The sequence below is a fragment of the Pseudomonas sp. ME-P-057 genome (assembly GCF_030208975.1).
GTDB lineage: Bacteria > Pseudomonadota > Gammaproteobacteria > Pseudomonadales > Pseudomonadaceae > Aquipseudomonas > Aquipseudomonas lutea.
Map to the genome: position 1 here is coordinate 226,980 of NZ_JARVSX010000023.1, position 24,148 is coordinate 251,127.

A 24,148-nucleotide genomic window follows, 5' to 3' on the forward strand; every position below is an offset into this window, starting at 1 on the left:
AACGAATTTTCTGTTCAAACAGCCCGTTGACTTCCGGTCCGGAAGCCGAGCGACGTGCGCCCCTGTAGCATAGCCGAGTCTATCGGGGCGAGCCTGCCAGGCCGCGTGGCTTGCCGCTGGACGCACCCGTGGCCCCTGGGCTCAGGCTCAAGGCTCTTCCTTGAGCTCCTCTTCCATTTTTTGCAGTTCCTGTTTGAAGGCTTGATCAAGCAGACTTGCCCGCTTGCGCCATGGCTTGCGCTCCGGCTCGGGTTGCGCTGCATAGGTGGTCACTTCGCCGCCGTACACTTCCTTGTAGCGTTGTTCCTGGCGCTCTAATTCGGCGCGCAGTTCATCTTTGGTCACGTTAATACCTGATCGGGTCGAGTTTAATTCCGTCGCTAACGCCGAAAGGGAAAGTGCCAATCCTGCCGAGGAACTTACCGGCTCGGAACTCATCATCGGGCAGGGGTTCCTGCGCGTGACGATTACACTTTCAACCAAGGGCGGCTACGTGCACCGGAACGACAAAACTGTCGTAGCAACATTTATTCATTATTGAACGCCTGCAGGATGGCCAAGTGACCTGGATGCAGGTCTGCCGGCGCTGGGCATTGCGTCCGAGTCGGGCAATGCCTGCGTGAGTTTGGATCCATGCCTGGTGAGGCGAGGGAGTTAAACACGCCATAGCGTTATAGGGCTCAATGACGGCCACTATCGCCAAGATGTGCAACCGAGTCAACAGCAGAGACTGCCATAGTCGGGCAACTGAGGATTTATACGTTGCCTATGTACGAAGATTCCGAAGTTACAGGTTCATCCGATGTTGAAACTTGACGATTCGTTTGTTGGATTCAGCAAGACAGTTTTCTGACGGCGTAAATAAACGGCGGATGACTACACCAATAGCGGATGTGTATTTATTCGCTTACACACTAAGTTGTCGCAGCAGAGACAAAAACGGCCTTGCGGTTAAGCAAGGCCGTGCCTGGGACTTCTCAGTGGGTACCTGACCAGTAGTTCCAAGAAGCCACATATGGCACGTGAAAGGTATAAGCAACCAGGCGACTGGTCAATTGCGATTATCGCCCAGTCGTTCGATAATCGCCCAAATCAGGCTTGCCGAGCGTGTTCAAACAGGCGAGAGTGGCTTCCTATAAGGCTTTCGCGGCCACGACGAACGGTGCCAGCATGAACGATCAATTGCGTAACTCCTTTACGTCACTCGCGCCGCCGATTGTTGCGTCTCCGGCTAAAAGGATTCAGGCGCTGACCGGCGATCCCGATTTCATGACCTCGCTGGCACGCGGGCTGGCCGTCATTCAGGCATTCCAGGAGCGCAAGCGCCACCTGACCATTGCCCAGATCAGCCACCGCACGGAAATCCCCAGGGCTGCGGTTCGTCGTTGCCTTCACACCCTGATCAAACTGGGCTACGCCACTACAGATGGCCGCACCTACTCGCTGCTGCCCAAGGTTCTGACGCTGGGCCACGCCTATCTGTCCTCCACGCCTCTCGCGGTTTCGTCGCAGCCTTATCTGGACCGCATGAGCGATCAGTTGCACGAGGCCTGCAACATGGCCACGCTGGAGGGCGACGACATTCTTTATATTGCGCGCTCGGCCACGACTCAGCGGCTGATTTCGGTAGACCTGGCCGTGGGTGGGCGTCTACCGGCGTATTGCACCTCCATGGGCAGGATTCTGCTGGCGGCGCTAGATGATGTGTCGCTGCAGGAATACCTCGATCATGTGGACCTGCAACCCAAAACCAGCCGCACGTTGCGCACTCCGGAAGCGTTGCTCGAATGCCTTCAGCAAGTCCGGCAACAGGGTTGGTGCATCGTTGATCAGGAACTGGAGCAAGGCCTGCGTTCCATCGCCGTCCCGGTCTATGACGCCTCGGGGCAAGTACTGGCCGCGTTGAATGTCAGCACCAGCGCGGGTCGGGTCACCCGCAACGAACTTGAGCAGAAGTTTCTGCCGATCATGCTCGACGCCAGTCGTGACCTCAGCACCCAACTGTTTACCTGACGAAACGGCTCTGCTGATAAACAGAGAGTCCGGTGGCAGCGGGCGCGTCACTCTCTGTTCGGTGATCGAACACTTAGTCGATTATCGGATTGTTTGCCCCTGTTTCCAGGCATAACCTCGCCGATAAACGTGCACCTTGAAAGGCGCGCAAACCGAGTGTGAACCTGGAGCACCCCATGGCTGCGATTCTTTCCCTTCACGATGCGGTGAAGCAGTTCGTCAACGATGGTGACATTGTTGCGCTGGAAGGTTTTACCCATCTGATTCCCACCGCGGCGGGCCACGAACTCATCCGTCAGCGCAAAAAAGACCTGACGCTGGTCCGCATGACCCCCGACCTGATTTACGACCAATTGATCGGCGCCGGTTGTGCGAAGCGTCTGGTCTTTTCATGGGGCGGCAACCCGGGGGTCGGCTCGCTGCACCGGCTTCGCGACGCTGTCGAACGGCAATGGCCACATTCCATGGAGATTGAAGAGCACAGTCACGCCGACCTCGCCAATGCGTATGTGGCCGGCGCCTCGGGGCTGCCGTTTGCGGTACTGCGCGCCTACGCCGGCTCCGACCTGCCCAAGGTCAACCCGTTGATTAAATCAGTAACGTGCCCGTTCACCGGAGAAGTGCTCGCGGCGGTACCGGCAGTGCGTCCCGACGTCACGGTTATCCATGCGCAAAAGGCCGACCGCAAAGGCAATGTGCTGCTGTGGGGCATCCTGGGTGTGCAGAAAGAGGCGGCACTGGCGGCCAGGCGCTGCATCGTCACGGTCGAGGAGATCGTCGATGAGCTCAAGGCGCCAATGAACGCCTGCGTGCTGCCGACCTGGGCACTCAGCGCCGTTTGCGTTGTGCCCGGCGGCGCTCATCCTTCCTATGCCCACGGCTATTACGAACGCGATAACCGCTTCTATCAAGCGTGGGACGCCATCGCCAGGGACCGTGGGGCATTTACCGCGTGGATCGAAGAATACATCCACGGCACACCCGATTTCAGTGCGTTCAGGGCCAAGCTGGCCCACGCGGCGGAGGCAAGCCAATGACCTATTCCACCAGCGAAATGATGACCGTGGCTGCAGCGCGTCGGCTGAAAAACGGCGCCGTGTGCTTCGTTGGCATTGGCCTTCCGTCGAAGGCTGCCAATCTCGCCCGGCTGACATCATCCCCTGACGTGGTGCTGATTTATGAATCAGGGCCCATCGGCGCGAAACCCGACGTGCTGCCACTGTCCATCGGCGACGGCGAACTGGCCGAGACGGCGGATACCGTTGTTTCGACCAGTGAAATCTTCCGCTACTGGTTGCAGGGCGGGCGGGTGGACGTCGGTTTCCTGGGTGCGGCGCAGGTTGACCGTTTCGGCAACATCAACACCACCGTGGTCGGCGATTATCACAACCCGAAAGTGCGCCTGCCGGGGGCTGGCGGGGCGCCGGAAATCGCCGGTTCCGCGAAAGAGGTGTTGATTATCCTCAAACAGTCACCGCGCACGTTCGTCAATACTCTGGACTTCGTCACCTCGGTCGGCCATGGCGAAGGCGGCGACTCGCGCAAGCGGCTTGGGCTGCCTGGCGCCGGGCCGGTCGGCATCATCACTGACCTGTGCATCATGGAGCCTGAGGCAGGCACGCACGAATTCGTCGTGACCACCCTGCACCCCGGCGTGACCCGCGAGCAAGTAATCGCTGCCACCGGTTGGGGGATCCGTTTCGCCGAAAACGTCGTGGTGTCCGACTCGCCCACCGAATATGAACTGACAGCGCTGCGCGACCTGGAAGCACGGACCGCAGCCGCCCATGGCCAGGCGCCGGGAGAAGCATGATGCGTGAGGTATTTATCTGCGATGCGATTCGCACGCCTATTGGCCGCTTTGGCGGCGCCTTGGCGACTGTTCGTGCGGATGATCTGGCAGCGTTGCCCATAAAAGCCCTGATGGAACGCAACCCGTCGGTCAACTGGCAGGAGCTGGACGAAGTGTTCCTCGGCTGCGCCAACCAGGCGGGTGAAGACAACCGCAACGTGGCCCGCATGGCCGCGCTATTGGCGGGTTTGCCGGCCAGCGTGCCGGGCGTAACCGTCAATCGTCTTTGTGCCTCCGGGCTGGATGCAGTCGGTTCGGCGTTCCGCGCCATCGCCTGTGGCGAGATGGATCTGGCGATTGCCGGTGGCGTCGAGTCGATGTCCCGCGCGCCCTTTGTGATGGGCAAGGCCGACAGTGCGTTCGGCCGCGGCCAGAAGCTGGAAGACACCACGCTGGGCTGGCGTTTCGTCAATCCGCTGATGCAAGAGCATTACGGCGTCGAAAGCATGCCGAAGACGGGTGACAACGTGGCCGAAGACTTCGGCATTTCGCGGGAAGACCAGGACGCGTTCGCCCTGCGCAGCCAGCAACGGACGGCGGCGGCTCAGGCATCCGGTTTTTTCGCCGACGAGATCCTTCCGGTGCGCATCGCCCATAAAAAAGGCGAGACAGTTGTCGACACCGATGAGCATCCGCGTGCCGACACCAGTCTGGATGGGTTGGCTCGACTGAAGCCGGTCAACGGGCCGGGCAAAACTGTCACTGCGGGCAATGCGGCGGGCCTGAACGACGGTGCGGCGGCGATGATTCTGGCGTCTGCCGACGCGGTAAAGAGGCACGGCCTGACGGCGCGTGCCCGCGTGCTGGGCATGGCCAGTGCCGGGGTTGAGCCTCGCGTGATGGGCATCGGCCCGGTTCCAGCAGTGCGCAAGCTGGTGAAACGCCTGGGGCTGACAGTCAACGATGTAGACGTCATCGAACTCAACGAAGCCTTCGCCAGCCAGGCCCTGGCCGTGCTTCGTGAACTGGGCATCGCTGACGACTCACCCAAGGTCAACCCCAACGGTGGCTCGATTTCCCTGGGTCATCCGCTGGGCATGAGCGGTGCGCGTCTGGTGCTGACGGCCTTGCATCAATTGGAGAAGACCGGAGGCAGCACAGCGCTGGCGACCATGTGCGTGGGCGTGGGCCAAGGATTGGCGCTGATCATCGCGCGCTGAGTCGAGATTTCGTCCTTCATTGCCCGAGTCATCCGGTCGTCCCGCGAAAAGGGCAACTTGAGGACTTGGGCGGTTGTCCTTGTGATGACCAAACGTAACTGCTTAAGTCTAAATGTTGCAGGTTATGTCCTAGACTGGCTGACCTTACTAACACCTGGGGAGATAATAATGACAACGACTCACTACACCGGGGAAGAACGACGCAAGCGAATTTTCGCGATCGTCGGTGCTTCGTCCGGCAACCTTGTGGAATGGTTCGACTTTTATGTCTACGCCTTCTGCGCGATCTATTTCGCACCCGCGTTTTTTCCGTCCGATGACCCGACCGTACAACTGCTGAACACCGCAGGCGTGTTCGCGGCGGGCTTTTTGATGCGCCCCATCGGCGGCTGGCTGTTTGGCCGCGTGGCGGACAAGCACGGTCGCAAAAATTCCATGATGATCTCCGTGCTGATGATGTGCGCCGGTTCGCTGGTCATCGCCTGCCTGCCGACCTATGCCTCGATCGGTGCATGGGCGCCGTTCCTGTTGCTGATGGCTCGTTTATTCCAAGGGCTCTCTGTGGGCGGTGAATACGGCACCACGGCCACGTATATGAGCGAAGTCGCGTTGCGGGGGCAGCGTGGGTTTTTCGCCTCGTTTCAGTACGTGACGCTGATTGGCGGCCAGTTGCTGGCCGTGCTGACGGTGGTCATCCTGCAGCAGTTTCTCAGTGCCGATGAGCTGAAAGCCTACGGCTGGCGGATTCCTTTCGTGGTCGGTGCGGTGGCTGCGGTCATCTCCCTCGTCCTGCGCCGGTCGCTCAAGGAAACCACCACCGCCGAGGTCCGCCAGAACAAGGATGCCGGGAGCGTGTCCGCGTTGTTCCGCGATCACAAAGCGGCGTTCATTACCGTGTTGGGCTACACCGCCGGTGGCTCGCTGATTTTCTACACGTTCACCACCTACATGCAGAAGTACCTCGTCAACACGGTGCACATGGACCCCAAAGTCGCCAGCTACATCATGACCGGCGCGCTTTTCCTGTACATGTGCATGCAGCCAGTGTTCGGCATGCTGGCGGACAAAATCGGGCGTCGTGCCTCAATGCTGTGGTTCGGCGGGCTGGGCACGCTGTGCACCGTACCGTTGTTGCTGACACTCAAGACGACTACCAGCCCGGTCATCGCATTTGTGCTGATCACCCTGGCGCTGGCCATTGTCAGCTTCTACACCTCCATCAGCGGTCTGGTAAAAGCCGAGATGTTTCCGGTGCAGGTCCGCGCACTGGGCGTCGGCCTGGCCTACGCGGTGGCCAACGCAATTTTTGGCGGCTCTGCTGAATACGTCGCTCTGGGCCTCAAGAACATGGGCATGGAAAATACCTTTTACTGGTACGTTACAGCGATGATGGCGATTGCTTTCCTGTTCAGTCTGCGACTGCCGAAGAAACCGGCCTACCTGCACGAGGATCATTGATCCCGCCGCGCGTGCCCGCTCAAGGCACGCGCAACCCCTGATCGATTCGTTGATTCCGCTTGTTTGACGGAGAGGACATTGCCATGGCGTTCGTATCACTCGAAGACGGTGAGCTGCATTATCAAATGGATGGCGAAGCAGATGCGCCGGTGCTGGTCCTGTCCAACTCGTTGGGCACCGATCTGCACATGTGGGACGCGCAGATAGCGGCGCTGAGCAAGTCGTTCCGCGTTTTGCGTTACGACACGCGAGGGCATGGCCAGTCCCTCGTCACGCAAGGGCCGTACACGGTCGAGCAACTCGGGCGCGACGTGCTGGCGCTGCTCGATGCACTGAACATCGAGCGCGCGCACTTTTGCGGGCTGTCCATGGGCGGCCTGATCGGTCAGTGGCTGGGCATTCACGCGAGCGATAGGCTGCGCAAGCTCATCCTGTGCAATACAGCCGCGAAAATCGGCGACGCAGACATGTGGGGGCCGCGTCTGGAGCTGGTGGAGAAGGGCGGGGCGCAGGCGATGAAAGAACTTGCAGCGGGCGCCGCAGGACGCTGGTTTACTCCCGACTTTGCCCAACAACACGCCGACAAAGTTACCGCCATCACCGACGTGCTGGCCGCGACCTCGCCGTTGGGCTATGCCGCCTGCTGCGCCGCTGTGCGTGACGCCGACTTGCGCAAGGAAGTCAGCTCGATCAACGTCCCCACGCTGATCATCTGCGCCAGCCACGATTCGGTGACTACGGTCGCGGACGGGCACTTCCTGCAGAACCACATTTACGGCAGCCAGCTGTCGGATTACTACGCAGCGCACCTGTCCAGTGTTGAACTGGGTGAAGTGTTTGCCCTGCGCGTGACGGACTTCCTGCTGGGATAACTCTGTCCTGAGATAACGGCATGGTTTTGCTGCACCTGCCTGTTATGCCGGGCGCTGCGCCGGGCCAAAAAAAACCCACCGATTGGTGGGTTTTTATGTGCGCAGTATCAGAACAAACGCGTCGAAGGCACGTCACCCGCTGTGGGCTGGCGCTCGCCGGTCGGGGTCTGTTCGTACCAGCCACCGCCCAGTGCCCGGTACAGATTGACCTCGCTGTTGAGCTGCGCCAGGCGATCGGTAATGAGCGACTGTTGCGCGCTGAACAACTGACGCTGGGCGTCGAGGAAGGTCAGGTTGCTGTCGATGCCGATGCGATACCGACGCTCGGCCAGACGGTAGTAGTCCTGGTTGGCGTTGACGAAGTCAGTCTGCGCCTTGAGCTGATCGGTGAAGGTCTTGCGCGCGGCAAGGCCGTCGGACACTTCCTGGAACGCTGTCTGAATCGCCTTCTCATAGTTGGCAACGCCGATGTCTTTCTGAATCTTCGAGTAGTCCAGGCTTGCGCGCAGACTGCCCGCGTTGAAGATTGGCAGATTGATCGTCGGCTCAAACAACCAGGTGCCCGAACCGCCCTTGAACAGACCGCTCAGGTCGCCGCTCGCCGTGCCTGCACTGGCCGTCAGGCTGATGCTGGGGAAGAACGCGGCGCGTGCTGCGCCGATGTTGGCGTTGGCCGCCTTCAGGCTGTATTCGGCCTGAAGAATGTCCGGACGACGCTGCAGCAATTCGGACGGCAGTCCCGGCGGCATCTCGTTGAGCATGTCGGCGCTCAACGGTTGCGAGGCGGGCAGGTTAGCCGGCAAACCGGTGCCTAGCAGCAGCACCAGATTGTTTTCGTCCTGCGCAACCAGGCGTTGATACTGCGCCAGCTTGACGCGTGCGCTCTCGACCGAGGTGCGCGACTGCGCCAGGTCCAGCGCCGAGGCCACGCCAACTTCGCTGCTGCGCGAAGTCAGGCGCAGGCTTTCTTCGAATGCGCCCAGAGTGTCCTGCGTCAGCTTGAGCAGTTCCTTGTCCGCCTGCCACGTCAGATAAGCGTTGGCGACGTTGGCCACCAGGCTGATCTGCGTGCTGCGACGACCCTCTTCACCGGCAAAGTAGGTCTGCAGCGCCTGCTCACTCAGGCTGCGTACGCGGCCGAACAGGTCCAGCTCGTACGAACTTACCCCCAGCCCTACCGAATACTGACTGGTGATGCGGGACTCGCCTGTTTGTGACAGGTCGCCCGGTACACGCTGGCGAGTACCGGTGGCCGAAGCCGCTACGCCCGGAAACAGATCCGCACGTTGAATGCGGTACTGCGCGCGGTAAGCGTCAATGTTGAGCGCCGCAACGCGCAGGTCACGGTTGTTCTGCAGCGACGTCTGAATCAGTTGCTGCAGCGCCGGGTCATGGAAAAACTGACGCCAGCCTTGCTCGGCCGCTGCCTGGTTGGCCGCCTGGGCCGGCGAGTACGCCGGACCTTGAGGAAACTGCGCGGGCACTGGCGCGGCGGGTTGCTGGTACTCGGGGATCAACGAGCAGCCGCCGAGAATGAACGCGGTGACTGCCAGCGAGATCAGGGACTTGCTCATTGGCCAGCCTCATCGTGTGGAGTGTGTTTCTGTTTGCCTTTGAACAGCGAGGATACCGAAACGAAGAACAGCGGTACCCAGAAGATCGCGAGAATAACCGCGGTAATCATACCGCCGATCACGCCCGTACCGATCGAATGCTGGCTACCGGCACCGGCGCCCGACGAAATGGCCAGCGGGACCACACCGAGGATGAACGCCATGGACGTCATCACGATCGGCCGCAGACGCATCCGACACGCCTCGATGGTCGCCTCGACGATCCCTTTGCCTTGTTCGTGCAATTCCTTGGCGAACTCGACGATAAGGATGGCGTTTTTCGCCGCCAGACCCACCGTCACCAACAGGCCCACCTGGAAGAACACGTCGTTGGACAGCCCGCGCAAGCTCGTTGCCATCAGCGCACCGATGACCCCCAGCGGAATGACCAGCAAGACCGCGATCGGAATGGACCAGCTTTCGTACAACGCCGCCAGACACAGGAACACGATCAGAATGGACAGCGCGTACAACGCCGGTGCCTGCGAACCGGACAGGCGCTCCTCATAGGACAGGCCTGTCCAGGAGAGGCCAACGCCAGCTGGCAGTTTCTTCGCCAGTTGCTCGACCTCGGCCATGGCCTGACCGGTACTGTAGCCAGGTGCCGGCGTACCCAGAACTTCTTCGGCAGGCACACCGTTGTAACGCGACAGTTTTGGCGAACCGAACACCCACTCGCCGGTCGCGAACGAGGCAAACGGCACCATTTCGCCCGAGCTGTTGCGCACGTACCACTTCTTCAGGTCTTCGGGCTTCATCCGCGCACTGGCATCGCCTTGCACGTACACCTTCTTGACCCGACCGCGGTCGATGAAGTCGTTGACGTAGTTGCCACCCATCGCGATGGACAGCGTGGTGTTGATGTCCGACAGGCTCAGGCCCAATGCCTGCGCGCGCTCGTCGTCAATCACCAGCTGGTATTGCGGCTCATCGTTCAGACCGTTCGGACGTACGCCCGCCAGAACCTTGCTCTGCGCCGCCATGCCCAGCAGTTGGTTACGCGCTTCCATCAGCTTGGCATGACCCACGCCGCCCTGATCCTGCAGGTAGACGTCGAAACCGGTGGCGTTACCCAGCTCCAGTACCGCAGGCGGCACGACCGCAAAAGTCATCGCATCACGGAAGCCGAAGAAGTGCTGCTGCGCCCGTTTGGCCAGCTCGAACACGCTGTTGGACGCATCACGATCGCCCCACGGCTTGAGCATGATGAACGCAAGGCCCGAGCTTTGACCGCGGCCGGCGAAGTTGAAGCCGTTCACGGTGAACACAGAGTTGACCGCGCCGGATTCTTCTTCAAGCAGGTACTTGCGCATGTTGTCGATGACGGTCTGCGTGCGTTCTGCCGACGAGCCTGGCGGGGTCTGCACCTGAGCGAAGATCACGCCCTGGTCTTCTTCCGGCAGGAACGCGCTCGGGATGCGGGTAAACATCCAGATGGTGCCGCAGACGATCAGCACGTAGACGATGTAGGCCGGGATCTTGTGCTTGATCATATTGCCCACGCCGCGCTCGTAGCTCAGTACGCTGCGGTCGAAGGTGCGGTTGAACCAGCCAAAGAATCCACGTTTCGGCTGCCCGTGTTTCTCATGGTCAATCGGCTTGAGCAGGGTAGAACACAATGCCGGGGTGAAGATCAATGCGACCAGCACCGACAGCGCCATTGCCGAAACGATGGTGATCGAGAACTGCCGGTAAATCACACCGGTCGAGCCGCCGAAGAAGGCCATCGGCAACAGCACCGCACACAGAACCAGTGCGATACCGACCAGCGCGCCCTGGATCTGCTCCATGGACTTGATCGTCGCGTCACGCGGCGAAAGTTTGTCTTCCGCCATCACCCGCTCGACGTTTTCCACCACAACGATGGCATCGTCCACCAGCAAGCCGATGGCCAGGATCACCCCGAACATGGTCAGCGTGTTGATGGTGAAGCCGGCTGCCGCGAGGATCCCGAACGTACCCAGCAATACTACCGGGACGGTCATCGTGGTGATGATCGTTGCGCGGAAATTTTGCAGGAACAGGTACATCACCAGGAACACCAGGATGATCGCCTCACCCAGGGTATGAACCACGCCGGTGATCGATTCCTGAACAACCGGTGTGGTGTCGTACGGGTAAACCACTTTCATGCCAGGCGGGAAGAAAGGTTCCAGCTGGGAGATCGTGGCGCGGATCGCCTTGGCGGTGTCCAGAGCGTTCGCGCCGGTCGCCAGCTTGATCGCCAGACCGGAAGCCGGCTTGCCGTTGAACTGCGCGTCGATGCTGTAGTTTTCGCCGCCCAGACCAACCTTGGCGACGTCTTTGAGGCGAACCTGCGAACCGTCCTGATTGACCTTCAGCAGAATATTGCCGAACTGTTCGGCGGTCTGCAGACGGGTTTTACCGATAATCGTAGCGTTCAGCTGCTGACCCTTGAGGGCAGGCAGGCCGCCGATCTGGCCGGAGGACACCTGAACGTTCTGGGCAGTGATCGCGGTTTTGACGTCGACTGGCGTCAGCTGGAAGTTGTTCAGCTTGGCCGGGTCGAGCCAGATACGCATCGCGTACTGCGCACCGAACACCTGAAAGTCACCTACACCGGAGGTACGGGAGATCGGATCCTGCATGTTCGACACGATGTAGTTGGACAAGTCTTCCTTGCCCATGCTGCCATCTTCGGACACCAGACCGACCACCATCAGGAAGTTTTTCACCGCCTTGGTCACGCGGATGCCCTGTTGCTGCACTTCTTGCGGCAGCAGCGGGGTGGCGAGGTTGAGCTTGTTCTGGACCTGAACCTGCGCGATGTCCGGGTTGGTGCCCTGATTGAACGTCGCGGTGATGGTCATGCTGCCGTCGGAGTTACTTTCCGAGGACACATAACGCAGGTTGTCGATACCGTTGAGTTGCTGCTCGATCACCTGAACCACGGTGTCCTGCACGGTTTGCGCGTTGGCGCCCGGGTAGGTTACCTGGATGGCGATGGCCGGTGGCGCAATCGCCGGGTACTGGTTGATCGGTAACTTGAGGATCGACAGCGTCCCCACCAGCATGATCACGAGGGCAATTACCCACGCGAAAATTGGCCGGTCGATAAAGAATTTCGACATGAATTACTCCCCTTTACTGCCTGCGGCTTTATCAGTTGCCGGGGCAGGGGCCGGGTTCTCTGCGTTGACATTGCTGGCTTCAGCCACCTTCACTTCGGCACCTGGCTTGACGTATTGCAAACCTTCGGTGATGACGCGATCACCAGCGTTCAGGCCTTTTTCGACCAGCCAGTCGCTGCCGATGGTGCGGTTGGCGACGAGGGTGCGGGTTTCGACCTTGTTGTCGGCGTTGACCACCAGCGCCGTCGGCGTGCCTTTCAGGTCACGGGTGATGCCTTGTTGCGGCACCAGGATCGCATTGGCTGCGACGCCCGATTGCAGACGCGCATGCACGAACATGCCCGGCAGCAGGGTGTGGTCGGGGTTCTGGAACATGGCGCGCAAGGTCACCGAGCCAGTGGTTTCGTCAACCGAGACCTCGGAGAACTCAAGCTTGCCTTCGACCGGATAAATGCTGCCGTCTTCCAGCACCAGCTTGACCTTGGCAGCGTTGTCGCCGGCTTTCTGCAGCTGGCCGCTTTCCAGCTCTCGACGCAGTTTGAGCATTTCAGCAGAAGACTGGATCACGTCGACGTAGATCGGGTCGAGTTGCTGAATGGTGGCCATGGCATCCGCCTGACCGTTGCTAACCAGCGCACCTTCGGTCACCAGCGAGCGGCCAATACGGCCGGAGATCGGGGCGTAAACCTTGGTATAGCGCAGGTTGATTTCGGCAGTTTGCACCGCCGCCTTGGCTTCACGGGCCGAACCCACCGCCGTGTCGTATTCCTGACGGCTGACGGCTTGCTCGTTGATCAGTTGCTTGTAACGGCCCGCCAGCGAGTTGGAAGACTCGTAGGTCGCCTTGGCGCTGTCGAGGGTGGCCTGATAGAGCGCCGGATCGATCTGGTAAAGCTGCTGACCTGCCTTGACGTCTGCACCTTCGGTGAACAGGCGCTTGAGGATGATGCCGTTCACTTGCGGACGAACTTCTGCGATGCGAAACGCAGTGGTTCGGCCGGGCAGCTCGGATGTCAGCGTGTAAGCCTGGGTTTTCAGAGTAACGACGCCGACCTGAGGGGGCGGTGGTGCTGGGGCCGCTTCTTCCTTTTTACTGCATCCGCTAAGCAGCGATGCCAGGGCAACGGCAGTGACCAGTACGGTAACAGCTGGCTTGAATTGCATGAAGATCCTCGGGTCAGGAGCCTGAACTCATGAAAAGTGGAAAGGGGCGGGAAAGGGTTCCTGCTGGATAAGTAGCATGCTAATGAATATACTTACGTTCACGGTTGTTTGTAAACACCCACGTCTGCGACACTCCAACGCACCGAGGGCATCGATTGTAGGTCCGGGACAAGGCATTACAAAGGCCGCCCGACGTGCTGTGCAGGCCACTCGACCAGAGCGCCTGAAGCATTTTTATTGAGGTTTTTACTGCCATGGTCCGACGCACGAAAGAAGAGGCTCAGGAAACACGCAGGCAGATTCTCGAAGCTGCCGAGCAGGCTTTCTACGATCGAGGGGTCTCGCGCACAACGCTTGCAGACATTGCTGCCTTGGCGGGCGTGACCCGCGGCGCGATCTATTGGCACTTCAGCAATAAGGCCGATCTGGTTCAGGCGATGCTCGACAGTCTCCATGAACCCCTTGAAGAAATGGCACGCGCAAGCGAGAGCGAGGATGAAGTTGATCCGCTGGGGTGGACGCGCAAGCTTCTCATTCATTTGTTTCAGCAAGTTGCCAACGATCCCAAGACCCGCCGCATCAATGAAATTCTGTTTCATAAATTCGAATTTACCGACGAAATGTGTGACATGCGTCAACAGCGCCAATTTGTCTGGCTCGACGCCAACGAACGAATCGCGCTGGCGCTCAGCAATGCTTCCCGCCAAGGGCAATTGCCGGCAGACCTGAACCCGCAGCGCGCGGCCATCTGTCTGCATGCCTATATCCACGGCATTCTGGGGCAGTGGTTGCTGGTCCCGGAGAGCTTCTCCCTGCAAAACGATGCCGAACGCCTGGTTGACGGCATTCTCGACATGCTTCGCTTCAGCCCCGCACTGCGCGATGCCGGGCTGCCTCCAGCGCCTGCGAGTCAGCAGGCGGTTATTGCCAGCAAGCCGTGACTCGGCTCGCGGACGGCGCGCAGTCGTCCCCTTGGAGCCAAATGGCGCTTGGCCTGTATCTATACCTCGCCTTTGCCGGGTTGAACAGGCGGTTTACCGTGGCTTTACGTTAATCGCCCGGTGTTCAGGGCCTATTCAGCCGCGTCCCCCATTTAACTCCCGAATGCTTCCTTATTGCGATCTGCCATCTACGCTAGGTGCCATACCAACAAGAATGGGGCAAAGGCCATGGCAGTCGGTTCACAGGACATCCTCAAAAAACTTCTGGTCGGCACGCTCACAGTCTTTTTTATTGGTCAGTGCTGGGCTGCGGGTGACGAAGCGCAGGAGGCCGCAGCTGCCAAGGCTCTGCTTGAGAAAGCCGTTGCCCGATATCGCGTCCAGGGCGACAAGTCGCTGGCCGAGTTCAGCCGTCAGGGCGAGTTCGTCGACGGCGAGCGTTACGTCTTCGTCACCGACACCCAAGGCATCATGCTCGCCAGCGGCGGGCCTTCGGTGGCCTTGATCGGGCGAGATGTTTCATCAGTGCTCGATCCGGAACTGCAAAAGACCTTCAAGCAAGTGCTGCAGACCCCCGAGAGCGCAGGCGTACAACAAGCTGAATATCGCTGGCAGAACTGGCGCGACGGCAAGGTCGAGCGCAAACGTGTGTACTTTCAGCGTCTCGCCAATCGGGTCTTGGCGGTGGGCTATTACCTGCCGCGCGCATCGCCAGAGCAGGCCAGGGCATTGCTCGATAAGGCATCCAAAGCAATTGAGCAGGACAGAGACGGCACGGTCCGCGCAATCAACGACCTGAAAGGCGGATTCCTCGAAGACGACCTGTATGTCTTTGTCGTGGACCTGGCATCAAAGCGCTACGTCGCCCATGGCACTAACCTGCGCCTGGTCAATACCGACTTCAGCAAGGTCAAGGACCCGGAAGGCAAACCCGTCGGCATTCCGATCCTTGAGATAGTCAGGCAGCAGGCCGAAGGCGAGTACGAATACCGCTGGCGCAACCCGGTGACCGGCAAGGTCGAGCACAAGCATGCCTATGTGCGCAGAGTCGGCGGCTACCTGGTGGCGGTCGGGTATTACAGCGGCTGACCCGTCAAGACGCCGGCTATCGGTCCTTGTCGTGCCGGCCGCGCAACACATTGTTGGGCATCGCCAGGGCTGCCGCGAGGCCCAGTAATGACACGGCCGCGCTGCCCATCAGTAAATGCTGAAAGGTCATCGATAACTGGCCACGCAGTAATCCGAGCGCCGGACCGCTGGCGGCGTTCAGGCTGTCCATCAGCAAATTGCCCGAACCCTCAGCCATCGAACCGCCGACCTCAGCGATGCCTGAACCGGCAAGCATTGCCAGCAGCAGCGCAGACATCGTAGCTACACCCACCGCGCCGCCGAGGGAGCGAAATAGATTGGTAGTGCTGGTCGCTACACCCATGTCCTTGACCTCCACCGAATTCTGCGTGCCCACCAGCGAAGTCGGGAATTGCAGACCGCTGGCGATGCCGGTCAACACCATGAACAGGCTCGTCAAAACTGCCGACTGCGGCGGGGTGAAAGCGATCCCCAGAATCGCCAGCGGCATCAGCGCTGCGCCCGCGAGGATGATCGGTTTGTAGCGGCCGGTAAGCGAAGTGCGTCGTCCGCCGAAATACGCGCCCATCGGCATGCCGATGGCCAGCGGCATCAAGTGCAGTGCGGCGCTGTCTGCACCTGCGCCCGTGACGGTCTGAAACCGCAACGGCAGCAGCACGATCAGCGAGATGGCCTGAAAACTGGTGAAGAAGATCGTGCACCAGCAGAGCACGGCGCTGCGGTTGGCGAACAAGTGCATCGGCAACAATGGCTCGCGGGCGCGCCTTTCATACAGCACGAAGATCACCAGCGCGAGCAGCGCCACCGACAGCTGCATGAGCACCGATTCGTCGCGCCAGCTGTGCCCTTGGCCAATCTCGGTAATGCCCAGCAGCAGCGCGGTCAGCCCGATGATCATCAGCACGGTGCCCAGGTAATCAATGACCGGTTTGCGCTGGGGCACCGGCAGACCGACCAGCGTCTTTCGCGCCACCCACCACGCCGCCAGGCCCAGCGGCAGGTTGATGATGAACACCCAGCGCCAGGACAGATACTCGGTCATGAAACCGCCCAGCACCGGGCCGGCAACACTGGCCGCTGCGTACATCCCGCTGAAGTAACCCTGGTAGCGGCCACGTTCACGGGGCGGAACGATGTCGCCGATGATGGCCTGGCTGACCGAAACCATCCCGCCCGCGCCGATGCCTTGCAGCACCCGCGCCAGCACCAGTTGTTCCATGCTCTGGGCCAGGGCGCAAAACAGCGAGGCGAGGGTAAACGTGGCCAGGCCAAAGAGCATCAATCGACGGCGGCCGTACAAATCCCCCAACTTGCCGTAGATCGGTACGGCCACCGTAAGCGCGACCATATAGGCCGAGATCACCCAGGCGAGCAGGTCGAAATCATGGAATTGTGCAGAGATGGCCGGCATCGAGACCGCGACAATGGTCTGATCCAGCGCACTGAGGAAGACGGCCATCATCAGCGCAAACAAAATGCTGCGGATGTCCGGACGGGGTTGATTGAGACTCGTCACAGAAGGGGCTCGCTTGGCAGATTAGCCTGCAATACCGGCAGGAATTTTGCCAAGTCTAGTCCGTTAGCTTGCTAATCGATAGCAGGCTGTCGGCATTTCCACAGCGTGAAGAGCCTGTGCAGCGTCAACGAAGCGCGCTGAACGTCGCGTCGGTGGGAACGCAGTGCCCCAATGTGCAGACCACTGCCATGCGTGGCGTCTGCCGCATCTGCTCGATACGGTACGCGCCGGCGGCATACAGGCTGAGCACGGCAGTAACGGCAACAACATAAACGCACTGTCTTTTTATTGTGGTTTTCATGACCTTTGCCTCGATCCGGTAAGACATCTTTTCAAAGCGGACACAGTGAGTGTAGGTCGGTCTGGGCGAGTGGAAGGTGCCGTAGAGATTGAATGTTTTTATCAGCCGGGGCGTTAAGGAAGAGCCAGCGTTGCGCCGTTCAGCCCCTGCGTCGCTCGGCAGCCTGCTCCGATAGCCAATCCAGCAACTTCGTGAGTGCCCCAGGCACAGCGGTGCGTTTGGGAGACACCAGGTAATACGCAGCGCCGGTTCTGACTTTCAAGTCGAAGGGCATCATCAGTCGCCCCGCATCGAGGTCTTCGCCGATCAGCGACCAGTCACCGATGGCAACGCCCTCACTCTGTGAGGCAACAGTCATGGCCAGGTCCATCGTGTCGAAGTGCTGGCCTTGCATGACAGCATTCGGCTTTGCCCCCGCGGCTTTGAGCCAGAGCGCCCAGTCCCGTTTATCGAGAGTCGGGTGCAGCATCATGCGCTTCTGCAGATCATCGAGGTGCCAGCGCGGCTCCCCGGCTGCCATTGACGGCGAACAGACTGGCGTGAGCTGTTCGTCAAACAGGTGCTGCGCATGCACCGACTCACCCGGATGCGCGCCATATATCACCGCCGCGTCAAAGTCCTCACGTTGAAAGTCCACGCCATGGGCGCTGGTGGTGGTCAACTGCACCGGCGCGTCGGGCCGTTCCTTCTGCCAGTGCATCAGCCGGGGCAACAACCAGCGACTGATGCAGGTCGGGGCCTTGATCTGCAGCGCTCTGGGTCTGGCGTCCACCTCAGTCACGGCTTCTTCGATCAGACCGAACACCTGTTCAATGCGTGGCAGCAGTTCGCGGCCTTGTGGGGTGAGGGACAAACCTCGGGCCTGACGAATGAACAATCGATAGCCAAGATGACTTTCCAGCCCCGAGATCTGGCGGCTAACGGCGCCTTGGGTGAGGTGCAGTGCCTCTGCGGCCCGCGTGAAATTGCAGCACTTGGCCGTGATCAGGAACGTTTGCAGCGCGGGCAGGGGCGGGAGACGTTTCATCGGCAAGCGAGCCATGAGCCAGGAACATGGCTAAGCATGACATTTTTTGCGTTGTGGTCGATACCACCCCCGGTTCCAATGACCCTTGCTTCAACACGGGATTAATCCGGGCGCGGCCGCGTGCCAATAGACAAGAGCAAAGGCGAACACATGGCGACGTGCGGGGAAGTGCTGGTCAAGTTGCTGGAGGGTTATGGCGTCGAACGCGTCTTCGGTATCCCGGGCGTACACACGGTTGAGCTGTATCGCGCTCTGGCCGATTCGTCGATCACCCACATCACCCCGCGCCACGAGCAGGGCGCGGGTTTCATGGCCGATGGTTACGCGCGAACGCGCGGACAGCCTGGCGTGTGCTTCATCATCACCGGCCCCGGCATGACCAATATCATCACGGCGATGGGGCAGGCGTATGCGGACTCGATTCCGATGCTGGTCATCTCCAGTGTCCAGTCGCGCAATCAGCTGGGAGGCGGGCGCGGCAAGCTGCATGAGCTGCCGTCACAGAGCGCACTGGTCGCAGGCGTTGCGGCGTTCTCCCACACGCTGATGTCTGCCGCTGAGCTGCCCTCGGTGCTGGCGCGGGCCTTCGCGGTGTTTCAGGCGGCGCGGCCGCGTCCGGTGCACATCGAGATCCCGCTCGACGTACTGGTGGAGAATGCCGACGGCCTGCTGCGCAGCCAGCCGGTTTCGGTCACGCGCGCCGGAGCGGCCCCCAACGCAATCACGCAGATGGCGAGGCTCTTGGCCCATGCGCAACGGCCGCTGATTTTGGCGGGCGGTGGCGCCATCGACAGCGCCCCGGCATTGAAGCGGCTGGCCGAACGGCTCGCCGCTCCGGTCGCACTGACGATCAACGCCAAGGGCATGCTGCCAGGCAAGCACCCGCTGTTGCTGGGCTCGACACAGTCACTTGACGCCACGCGTGAGGTCATCGAAAGCGCCGACGTGGTGCTGGCCATTGGGACGGAACTGGGGGAGACCGATTACGACGTCACTTTTCAGGGACACTTCAACATTCCGGGCCTGTTGTTGCGCATCGACATCGACCCGGACCAGACGGTGCGCCAGTTTGCGCCAGAGGTCGCGCTGGTGGCCGATGCCCGATATGCCGCCGAGGCGTTGGTGATCGCGTTGTCCGGTGAGGTCCTCGCCCCACGCAATGAAGATTGGGGGCCCGCACGAGTGGCTGCGCTGAGGGCCAGGCTGGATGCTGACTGGGACGAGGCAACACGTGCGCAGACGCTGTTCTTGCAGACGGTTCTTCAAGTGCTGCCGGAGGCGGTGATCGTCGGCGACTCCACTCAGCCCGTCTACACCGGTAACCTGACACTGGACCTCGACAAGCCTCGGCGCTGGTTCAACTCCTCCACGGGCTATGGAACGCTGGGTTACGCGTTGCCTGCCGCTATGGGGGCATGGCTGGGCAGTCGCGACGCCGGTGAGCGCAATCCGGTGGTGTGTTTGATCGGTGATGGCGGTCTGCAGTTCACACTGTCCGAGCTGGCGAGCGCGGTTGAAGCGCAGGTGCCCATCATCGTGCTGCTGTGGAATAACCAGGGCTACGAGGAGATTAAAAAATACATGGTCAAACGCGCCATTGAGCCGGTGGGTGTGGACATCTACACGCCGGACTTCATCGGCGTAGCGAAAGCCCTGGGCTGCGCGGCCGAGGCCGTCGTCGGGGTCGCGCAGCTGGTGGCGGCACTGAAAGCCGCTGGCCGACGCGAAGGACCGACGCTGATCCAAATTGATCAGCGCGCGTGGATGGAGGCGCGGATGGGGACGGTGTGAATCACTCCACACGGAAGAGGCGACTTGGCAACTTCACGTTGGCGGGGTGGCACCTGACGCTTTCCCGGCTAAAGCCGGTCCCACAGTCGGCTTGCGGTGCATCAGTGGGACCGGCTGAAGATGGTCCCACGGTCGGCTCGGGGCGCATCAGTGGGACCGGCTTCAGCCGGGAAGACGTCGCTTGCAGCGCCATCATCTTTGCGGCGAACGCCGGTCCGCTTCACTGCGGCATCAGACGGTATTGCGCAGGCGTGCCAGGTCCCGAAGCGGCGGCGCGCCGAACAGGCGGCTGTACTCGCGGCTGAATTGCGAGGCGCTTTCATAGCCCACTCGGTAACCGGCGGCGGATGCTTCGAGCCCGTCCGCAAGCATTAACCGGCGCGCCTCCTGCAGCCGCAGTTGTTTTTGATACTGCAACGGGCTCATGGCCGTCACGGCTTTAAAACGATGATGCAGGGTCGAGACGCTCAGGTTTACCTCTCTGGCCAGGTCCTCAATGCGCAAGGGCTCCTGAAAATGGTCGTTGAGCCATTTGATCGCCTGCGTGACGCGGTGGGTCTGGCAGTTTGAGATGGCGATTTCGTACAGCCGATGCCCCTCACTCCCGCGCAGCAAACGGTAGAGGATCTCCCGGTTGATCAGCGGCGCGAGCATGGCAATGTCCTTCGGCGTGTCCAGCAGGCGGATAAGTCGAATCACTGCGTCGAGCAACTGCGTGTCGATCCGCTCAACGTACATGCCTCGCCCGCTGTGGCCGGTCGGCACGCTCATCGGACCGGCCTCTGCGATCAACGCATTTATTTCAGCGGGATCGATTTCCAGGCGCAGCGCCAGGTGTGGCTCTTCGGGCGTTGCGTAGATGACCTTGCCGCTGATTGGCAACGCGACCGACAGCACGAGGTAATTGAGAGGGTCGTAGGTGTACAACTCGCCGCCGAGCATCACGTCCTTGCGTCCCTGGGCCATGATGCACAGCGCCGGTTGGACCAAGCCGGGCACCGATTGCGACGGGCGATCATGGCGAACCATGAACAGCGGCTTGATCACCGTCTGGAAACTGCCATCGGTTGGCGCATGACGGCGAATCAGCTCTGCCAGCTCGGCGCGCTGTTGCGTCATCTGGGCGCTCAACTCCTCGACACGTGGAGCAACCGGAGCAAAGGGCGCAACAGCGGATGGCGGCATGGGTAAATCCTCTAACAGGCGTTTGATGCAGCACAGCTTATTTTTGGGCAAGCGCAAGCGGTAGGCGAATCCTGCCAGATGATTGCCTGATTCTGTTAACGCACGGTTTCACGCAGCGCGGCCGACCGTGTTTGCTCGGCAAGCTTGCTCGAAAGTCCAACCCTGAGGCACGGGTTGATCCCGAACCGACATCTGACGATGAGCACCCCAGCGCAGAATCGGGCAATAACCCCGCAGTAATCGGCTACCGGGAAAACTCCGCCAGACACTAACCTTCACTTCCCCGCCGCAGGATGTTTCCTGGATCGCGGCACGGACACAGAGAGAAGGAGCGCAGACCATGCTTGACACTTCAATCGTAAGCCACTGGGTCGCCATTCGCGCCGGCGCCGGCCACAGTGAGAAAGTGGGGGTGCGATTAAGCAGCCTTATCGACTCGTGCAGCGCTGCACAGGGTTGTCTGCACTTTGCGCTGCAGCGTTCCCTGACGGACGATGATGTCTGGGTTATTACCGGTTCGTGGGCTGATCCTTCTGCGATGAATGACTGGTTCGCTGCGCCTGAACTGAATCTGTTTTCCGAACTGGTGACAGAACGGCTGGTCGCAAGCCTGGACTTCCAGACCTTCGCGACGGTGACGGCGGCTCAGGCCCGCACCGGCTATCGTGCAGAAGAAGTTCGCCTGGCAGGATGAGAGGTTCGGACGCTGAGCCTGGCGCCGACACTGCGCAGAAAGTCTTGCAAGGGCTCGTCCCCGTCCGTTTAGAATCCAGCCTTTCCTTTTCAGGCAGGGCGTTCGGACTATGGCACGCAAAGAATTCCAGCATCACGAGGCGGTGTCGGCCGCAGTCCCCGGTGAAGACGGCTACAGCGCAGCGATCGCCGTCAAAGCGCGATTCAATGGCGGCGCCCCGAGCTTCCACCGGGTGCTGATCGATCAGAAATTTGCCACCGCGCTCGCCGCTGACGAGGCCGCAGTGCAGGAGCTGGAGCGACTTGCCGATGTCACCGATGAGGGTGAGCTGGTGTTCGCCCCGAGCTGATCAGGCTTTTGGCCGGTACATCGTGAACAGCGACTCAGGCGTCACCTGAAAGTAGTCGCCCGGGCCGCCGCCGCGCAGGATCGGCTCGCCCGCAGCCGTGTCGTAGATCCCTTCCTTCAGCAACCGCTTGGCAATGTGCACAGCCACCACTTCACCCATGATCAGCCAGCTCGGGACGTTCTCTTTGTCGGCGCGTTGCAGCTGGATGATCTGCGTTACCTTGCATTCGAACGCCACAGGCGTCTCTTTAACCCTCGGCACCGAAACGATGCGCGAGGGTTCTGCCGTCAGGTTGGCCAGCTCAAATTCATTCACGTCTGCAGGCACCGCGGCGCAGCTCATGTTCATTTGCTCGGCTAGGCCGCGCGTGGCCAGGTTCCACACGAACTCGCCGGTCTGTTCGACGTTGTTGAGGCTGTCCTTTCGGCCGATGCTGCAAAAGCCGATGATCGGAGGCACGTAGTTGAAGGCGTTGAAAAAGCTGTAGGGGGCCAGGTTCAACTTGCCCTGTGCGTCCTGGGACGAGATCCAGCCGATCGGGCGTGGGCCCACAATGGCGTTGAAGGGGTCATGGGGCAAGCCATGGCCTTTGGACGGTTCGTAGAAATGAATATCGTCTGACATGGTGTGTTCCTGACTGGGTGCTGGCGCACGTTGCTGCGGCGCGCGTTTGAGAATGACGGCCGTCATAGTGCAGGGCGTTGCCAAAGGATTCCAGCGGCGGCCGAATGCCAGGCAAAAAAAAGCCCGACAATTGTCGGGCTACAAAGGGAGTTCGGGAGGCGAACATGAAGCGGTTATGCATACAGCGGCAGAGCATGAAGCTGGACTGGCTTAGCTGACGCGGTTGGCGCCAACATGATCGGCACCGTCAGCGGCCAGGCGGTTGGCGCCGACATGGTCAGCACCATCGGCAGCCTGGCGGTTAGCGCCTACGTGATCAGCGCCGTCAGCGGCAAGACGATTGGCACCAACATGATCGGAGCCGTCTGACGCCTGACGGTAAGAACCGGTGTGCGACGCATTGGTGTGGGAAGAACCGCCTTCAGCCACAACAGTGCCATTGAATGCTGAGTGTTGCTCCGATACCGGCAGAGCGAATGCGCTCGATGCCAGGATCGACAAACTTAGGCCGAAAATAATATTTGAAGTTTTCATGGTGAGTTGCTCCAGTAAATTTCAATAAGTTTTAACTTGGGAATGGAGCCAATCTTACGCGCGCAGGGATTAAGTTGAAGTTAACGCTGTTGCTAACGACCATCGTCAAAAATGATAGTTGGCTGGAACGCCCGTTTTTAAGGCGCTGCGGAGAAGATTGCTCGGGAATGGCGCATTTTTCGCTGTGTCGTGGGGTTTTTGTGGTTGACGAGTTATTGATGATTTGCTAGCGCGGGGATGGGTTGTGTGGCTGGCATCTGCGCAGCGAGGGCTGAGACTCGCTGTCTGCCATTTCATCCAAACCGAGAAGCTGGACGGCAGGCCATATCAACCGGGGGTTTGCATCATAAATAGCTAGAAAATCAAGCCCGGCGCAAGACCGGGCGGAGGAGACTTCAAGGGAATGAATCAGCTCAGGCGATTTGCACCAACATGGTCCGCACCGTCAGCAGCGAGGCGATTTGCACCTACGTGATCAGCACCGTCAGCAGCGAGGCGATTGGCGCCTACGTGGTCAGCACCATCAGCGGCGAGGCGATTGGCACCTACGTGGTCAGCACCGTCGGCGGCGAGGCGGTTGGCACCTACGTGGTCAGCACCGTCAGCCGCGAGGCGATTGGCACCTACGTGGTCGGCACCGTCAGCCGCGAGGCGGTTGGCGCCTACGTGATCGGCACCGTCAGCAGCGACGCGGCCAATATTGGTATGGGAAGAACCGTTCTCTGCAACTACCGCTGCACTAACGCTGTGGTGCGCATCGACAGCGGGAAGTGCAAAGGCGCTGCTGGCGAGAAGAGAGAATGCAAGGCCGAAGATCAGTTTGTTGGTTTTCATGGTAGTTGCTCCAGATCGATTCAATGTTTGGGTAACTCG

At 60.3% G+C, this 24,148-nt stretch carries 22 protein-coding genes; 11 read left to right on the forward strand and 11 right to left on the reverse strand.

Features of this window, described 5'->3' with window-relative positions:
• Nucleotides 1-147: 147 nt before the first annotated feature.
• Nucleotides 148-345, reverse strand: a complete 198-nt coding sequence (locus QRN48_RS14170; RefSeq protein ID WP_037014498.1) for a hypothetical protein — start codon at nucleotides 343-345, stop codon at nucleotides 148-150.
• A gap of 825 nt (nucleotides 346-1,170) precedes the next feature.
• On the opposite strand from QRN48_RS14170, the gene pcaR reads away from it, so the two are divergent.
• The 6 genes from pcaR to pcaD all read left to right on the forward strand — a co-directional run bounded on the left by pcaR (nucleotide 1,171) and on the right by pcaD (nucleotide 7,355).
• Nucleotides 1,171-2,013 (forward strand): pca regulon transcriptional regulator PcaR, encoded by an 843-nt coding sequence (pcaR, locus tag QRN48_RS14175; protein WP_037017325.1) that lies wholly within the window; start codon nucleotides 1,171-1,173, stop codon nucleotides 2,011-2,013.
• A gap of 176 nt (nucleotides 2,014-2,189) precedes the next feature.
• Nucleotides 2,190-3,050: a CoA transferase subunit A gene (locus QRN48_RS14180; RefSeq protein ID WP_285351220.1), complete on the forward strand. Its 861-nt coding sequence runs from the start codon at nucleotides 2,190-2,192 to the stop codon at nucleotides 3,048-3,050.
• A complete protein-coding gene (locus tag QRN48_RS14185; protein WP_285351221.1) occupies nucleotides 3,047-3,826 on the forward strand; it encodes a CoA-transferase subunit beta in 780 nt (259 codons plus the stop codon). The genes QRN48_RS14180 and QRN48_RS14185 overlap by 4 nt, the downstream gene beginning before the upstream one ends.
• The gene (gene pcaF, locus QRN48_RS14190) at nucleotides 3,823-5,025 is read left to right on the forward strand and encodes a 3-oxoadipyl-CoA thiolase (protein WP_285351223.1); all 1,203 of its coding nucleotides are present in this window, start codon (nucleotides 3,823-3,825) and stop codon (nucleotides 5,023-5,025) included. Before QRN48_RS14185 ends, pcaF begins: the two co-directional genes overlap by 4 nt.
• A gap of 168 nt (nucleotides 5,026-5,193) precedes the next feature.
• Entirely contained in the window at nucleotides 5,194-6,483 is a 1,290-nt protein-coding gene (locus QRN48_RS14195; protein ID WP_285351225.1) for an MFS family transporter, read from the forward strand.
• A gap of 83 nt (nucleotides 6,484-6,566) precedes the next feature.
• Complete coding sequence (pcaD, locus tag QRN48_RS14200) at nucleotides 6,567-7,355, forward strand: 3-oxoadipate enol-lactonase (protein ID WP_285351226.1); 789 nt, start codon at nucleotides 6,567-6,569, stop codon at nucleotides 7,353-7,355.
• A 107-nt stretch (nucleotides 7,356-7,462) separates the two neighbouring features.
• On the opposite strand, the gene adeC is transcribed toward pcaD, so the two are convergent.
• Genes adeC through QRN48_RS14215 form a run of 3 tightly spaced genes read right to left on the reverse strand, consistent with a single transcriptional unit; the run spans nucleotide 7,463 to nucleotide 13,224 of the window.
• Nucleotides 7,463-8,929, reverse strand: coding sequence for an AdeC/AdeK/OprM family multidrug efflux complex outer membrane factor (adeC, locus tag QRN48_RS14205; RefSeq protein WP_037014482.1), 1,467 nt, complete (start codon nucleotides 8,927-8,929; stop codon nucleotides 7,463-7,465).
• Nucleotides 8,926-12,060, reverse strand: coding sequence for an efflux RND transporter permease subunit (locus tag QRN48_RS14210; protein WP_037014477.1), 3,135 nt, complete (start codon nucleotides 12,058-12,060; stop codon nucleotides 8,926-8,928). The genes adeC and QRN48_RS14210 overlap by 4 nt, the downstream gene beginning before the upstream one ends.
• A gap of 3 nt (nucleotides 12,061-12,063) precedes the next feature.
• Entirely contained in the window at nucleotides 12,064-13,224 is a 1,161-nt protein-coding gene (locus tag QRN48_RS14215) for an efflux RND transporter periplasmic adaptor subunit (protein WP_037014475.1), read from the reverse strand.
• A 254-nt stretch (nucleotides 13,225-13,478) separates the two neighbouring features.
• Here QRN48_RS14215 and QRN48_RS14220 point away from each other — a divergent pair, with 254 nt between their 5' ends.
• A complete protein-coding gene (locus QRN48_RS14220) occupies nucleotides 13,479-14,165 on the forward strand; it encodes a TetR family transcriptional regulator (protein WP_285351229.1) in 687 nt (228 codons plus the stop codon).
• Between the two features lie 228 nt (nucleotides 14,166-14,393).
• Nucleotides 14,394-15,254: a cache domain-containing protein gene (locus tag QRN48_RS14225; protein ID WP_285351231.1), complete on the forward strand. Its 861-nt coding sequence runs from the start codon at nucleotides 14,394-14,396 to the stop codon at nucleotides 15,252-15,254.
• A gap of 16 nt (nucleotides 15,255-15,270) precedes the next feature.
• Here QRN48_RS14225 and QRN48_RS14230 read toward each other — a convergent pair whose 3' ends face one another.
• The 3 genes from QRN48_RS14230 to QRN48_RS14240 form a co-directional block, all read right to left on the reverse strand.
• Nucleotides 15,271-16,770 (reverse strand): MDR family MFS transporter, encoded by a 1,500-nt coding sequence (locus QRN48_RS14230; protein WP_285351233.1) that lies wholly within the window; start codon nucleotides 16,768-16,770, stop codon nucleotides 15,271-15,273.
• 124 nt (nucleotides 16,771-16,894) lie between these two features.
• Nucleotides 16,895-17,071, reverse strand: a complete 177-nt coding sequence (locus QRN48_RS14235) for a hypothetical protein (RefSeq protein WP_162835408.1) — start codon at nucleotides 17,069-17,071, stop codon at nucleotides 16,895-16,897.
• 139 nt (nucleotides 17,072-17,210) lie between these two features.
• The gene (locus QRN48_RS14240; protein WP_285351235.1) at nucleotides 17,211-18,098 is read right to left on the reverse strand and encodes a LysR substrate-binding domain-containing protein; all 888 of its coding nucleotides are present in this window, start codon (nucleotides 18,096-18,098) and stop codon (nucleotides 17,211-17,213) included.
• A gap of 150 nt (nucleotides 18,099-18,248) precedes the next feature.
• Here QRN48_RS14240 and QRN48_RS14245 point away from each other — a divergent pair, with 150 nt between their 5' ends.
• The gene (locus QRN48_RS14245; RefSeq protein ID WP_285351273.1) at nucleotides 18,249-19,889 is read left to right on the forward strand and encodes a 5-guanidino-2-oxopentanoate decarboxylase; all 1,641 of its coding nucleotides are present in this window, start codon (nucleotides 18,249-18,251) and stop codon (nucleotides 19,887-19,889) included.
• Between the two features lie 231 nt (nucleotides 19,890-20,120).
• Here QRN48_RS14245 and QRN48_RS14250 read toward each other — a convergent pair whose 3' ends face one another.
• Nucleotides 20,121-21,008: an AraC family transcriptional regulator gene (locus tag QRN48_RS14250; RefSeq protein WP_052075350.1), complete on the reverse strand. Its 888-nt coding sequence runs from the start codon at nucleotides 21,006-21,008 to the stop codon at nucleotides 20,121-20,123.
• Between the two features lie 406 nt (nucleotides 21,009-21,414).
• Here QRN48_RS14250 and QRN48_RS14255 point away from each other — a divergent pair, with 406 nt between their 5' ends.
• Entirely contained in the window at nucleotides 21,415-21,768 is a 354-nt protein-coding gene (locus QRN48_RS14255; RefSeq protein ID WP_285351238.1) for an antibiotic biosynthesis monooxygenase family protein, read from the forward strand.
• Nucleotides 21,769-21,877: 109 nt separating this feature from the next.
• On the forward strand, nucleotides 21,878-22,117 hold the full coding sequence (locus tag QRN48_RS14260) for a hypothetical protein (RefSeq protein ID WP_191943016.1): 240 nt from the start codon (nucleotides 21,878-21,880) through the stop codon (nucleotides 22,115-22,117).
• Here the strand turns inward: QRN48_RS14260 and QRN48_RS14265 are convergent, their stop codons facing one another.
• From QRN48_RS14265 to QRN48_RS25180, 3 genes are all read right to left on the reverse strand, one after another.
• Nucleotides 22,118-22,741, reverse strand: coding sequence for a flavin reductase family protein (locus tag QRN48_RS14265; RefSeq protein WP_037017319.1), 624 nt, complete (start codon nucleotides 22,739-22,741; stop codon nucleotides 22,118-22,120). It abuts the gene before it with no gap.
• Between the two features lie 210 nt (nucleotides 22,742-22,951).
• On the reverse strand, nucleotides 22,952-23,275 hold the full coding sequence (locus QRN48_RS14270) for a hypothetical protein (RefSeq protein ID WP_081955396.1): 324 nt from the start codon (nucleotides 23,273-23,275) through the stop codon (nucleotides 22,952-22,954).
• Between the two features lie 408 nt (nucleotides 23,276-23,683).
• Nucleotides 23,684-24,109: a hypothetical protein gene (locus QRN48_RS25180; RefSeq protein ID WP_350310429.1), complete on the reverse strand. Its 426-nt coding sequence runs from the start codon at nucleotides 24,107-24,109 to the stop codon at nucleotides 23,684-23,686.
• Nucleotides 24,110-24,148 lie beyond the last annotated feature (39 nt).

Bases quoted from the DNA above. Each gene is read 5' to 3' on its own strand.
- QRN48_RS14215 (WP_037014475.1), bottom strand. From the start codon at position 13,224: ATGCAATTCAAGCCAGCTGTTACCGTACTGGTCACTGCCGTTGCCCTG.
- QRN48_RS25180 (WP_350310429.1), bottom strand. From the start codon at position 24,109: ATGAAAACCAACAAACTGATCTTCGGCCTTGCATTCTCTCTTCTCGCC.
- QRN48_RS14220 (WP_285351229.1), top strand. From the start codon at position 13,479: ATGGTCCGACGCACGAAAGAAGAGGCTCAGGAAACACGCAGGCAGATT.
- QRN48_RS14270 (WP_081955396.1), bottom strand. From the start codon at position 23,275: ATGAAAACTTCAAATATTATTTTCGGCCTAAGTTTGTCGATCCTGGCA.
- QRN48_RS14180 (WP_285351220.1), top strand. From the start codon at position 2,190: ATGGCTGCGATTCTTTCCCTTCACGATGCGGTGAAGCAGTTCGTCAAC.
- QRN48_RS14210 (WP_037014477.1), bottom strand. From the start codon at position 12,060: ATGTCGAAATTCTTTATCGACCGGCCAATTTTCGCGTGGGTAATTGCC.
- QRN48_RS14255 (WP_285351238.1), top strand. From the start codon at position 21,415: ATGCTTGACACTTCAATCGTAAGCCACTGGGTCGCCATTCGCGCCGGC.
- pcaF (WP_285351223.1), top strand. From the start codon at position 3,823: ATGATGCGTGAGGTATTTATCTGCGATGCGATTCGCACGCCTATTGGC.
- QRN48_RS14195 (WP_285351225.1), top strand. From the start codon at position 5,194: ATGACAACGACTCACTACACCGGGGAAGAACGACGCAAGCGAATTTTC.
- adeC (WP_037014482.1), bottom strand. From the start codon at position 8,929: ATGAGCAAGTCCCTGATCTCGCTGGCAGTCACCGCGTTCATTCTCGGC.
- QRN48_RS14240 (WP_285351235.1), bottom strand. From the start codon at position 18,098: ATGAAACGTCTCCCGCCCCTGCCCGCGCTGCAAACGTTCCTGATCACG.
- QRN48_RS14260 (WP_191943016.1), top strand. From the start codon at position 21,878: ATGGCACGCAAAGAATTCCAGCATCACGAGGCGGTGTCGGCCGCAGTC.
- pcaR (WP_037017325.1), top strand. From the start codon at position 1,171: ATGAACGATCAATTGCGTAACTCCTTTACGTCACTCGCGCCGCCGATT.
- QRN48_RS14225 (WP_285351231.1), top strand. From the start codon at position 14,394: ATGGCAGTCGGTTCACAGGACATCCTCAAAAAACTTCTGGTCGGCACG.
- QRN48_RS14245 (WP_285351273.1), top strand. From the start codon at position 18,249: ATGGCGACGTGCGGGGAAGTGCTGGTCAAGTTGCTGGAGGGTTATGGC.
- QRN48_RS14235 (WP_162835408.1), bottom strand. From the start codon at position 17,071: ATGAAAACCACAATAAAAAGACAGTGCGTTTATGTTGTTGCCGTTACT.
- QRN48_RS14265 (WP_037017319.1), bottom strand. From the start codon at position 22,741: ATGTCAGACGATATTCATTTCTACGAACCGTCCAAAGGCCATGGCTTG.
- pcaD (WP_285351226.1), top strand. From the start codon at position 6,567: ATGGCGTTCGTATCACTCGAAGACGGTGAGCTGCATTATCAAATGGAT.
- QRN48_RS14185 (WP_285351221.1), top strand. From the start codon at position 3,047: ATGACCTATTCCACCAGCGAAATGATGACCGTGGCTGCAGCGCGTCGG.
- QRN48_RS14250 (WP_052075350.1), bottom strand. From the start codon at position 21,008: ATGACGCAACAGCGCGCCGAGCTGGCAGAGCTGATTCGCCGTCATGCG.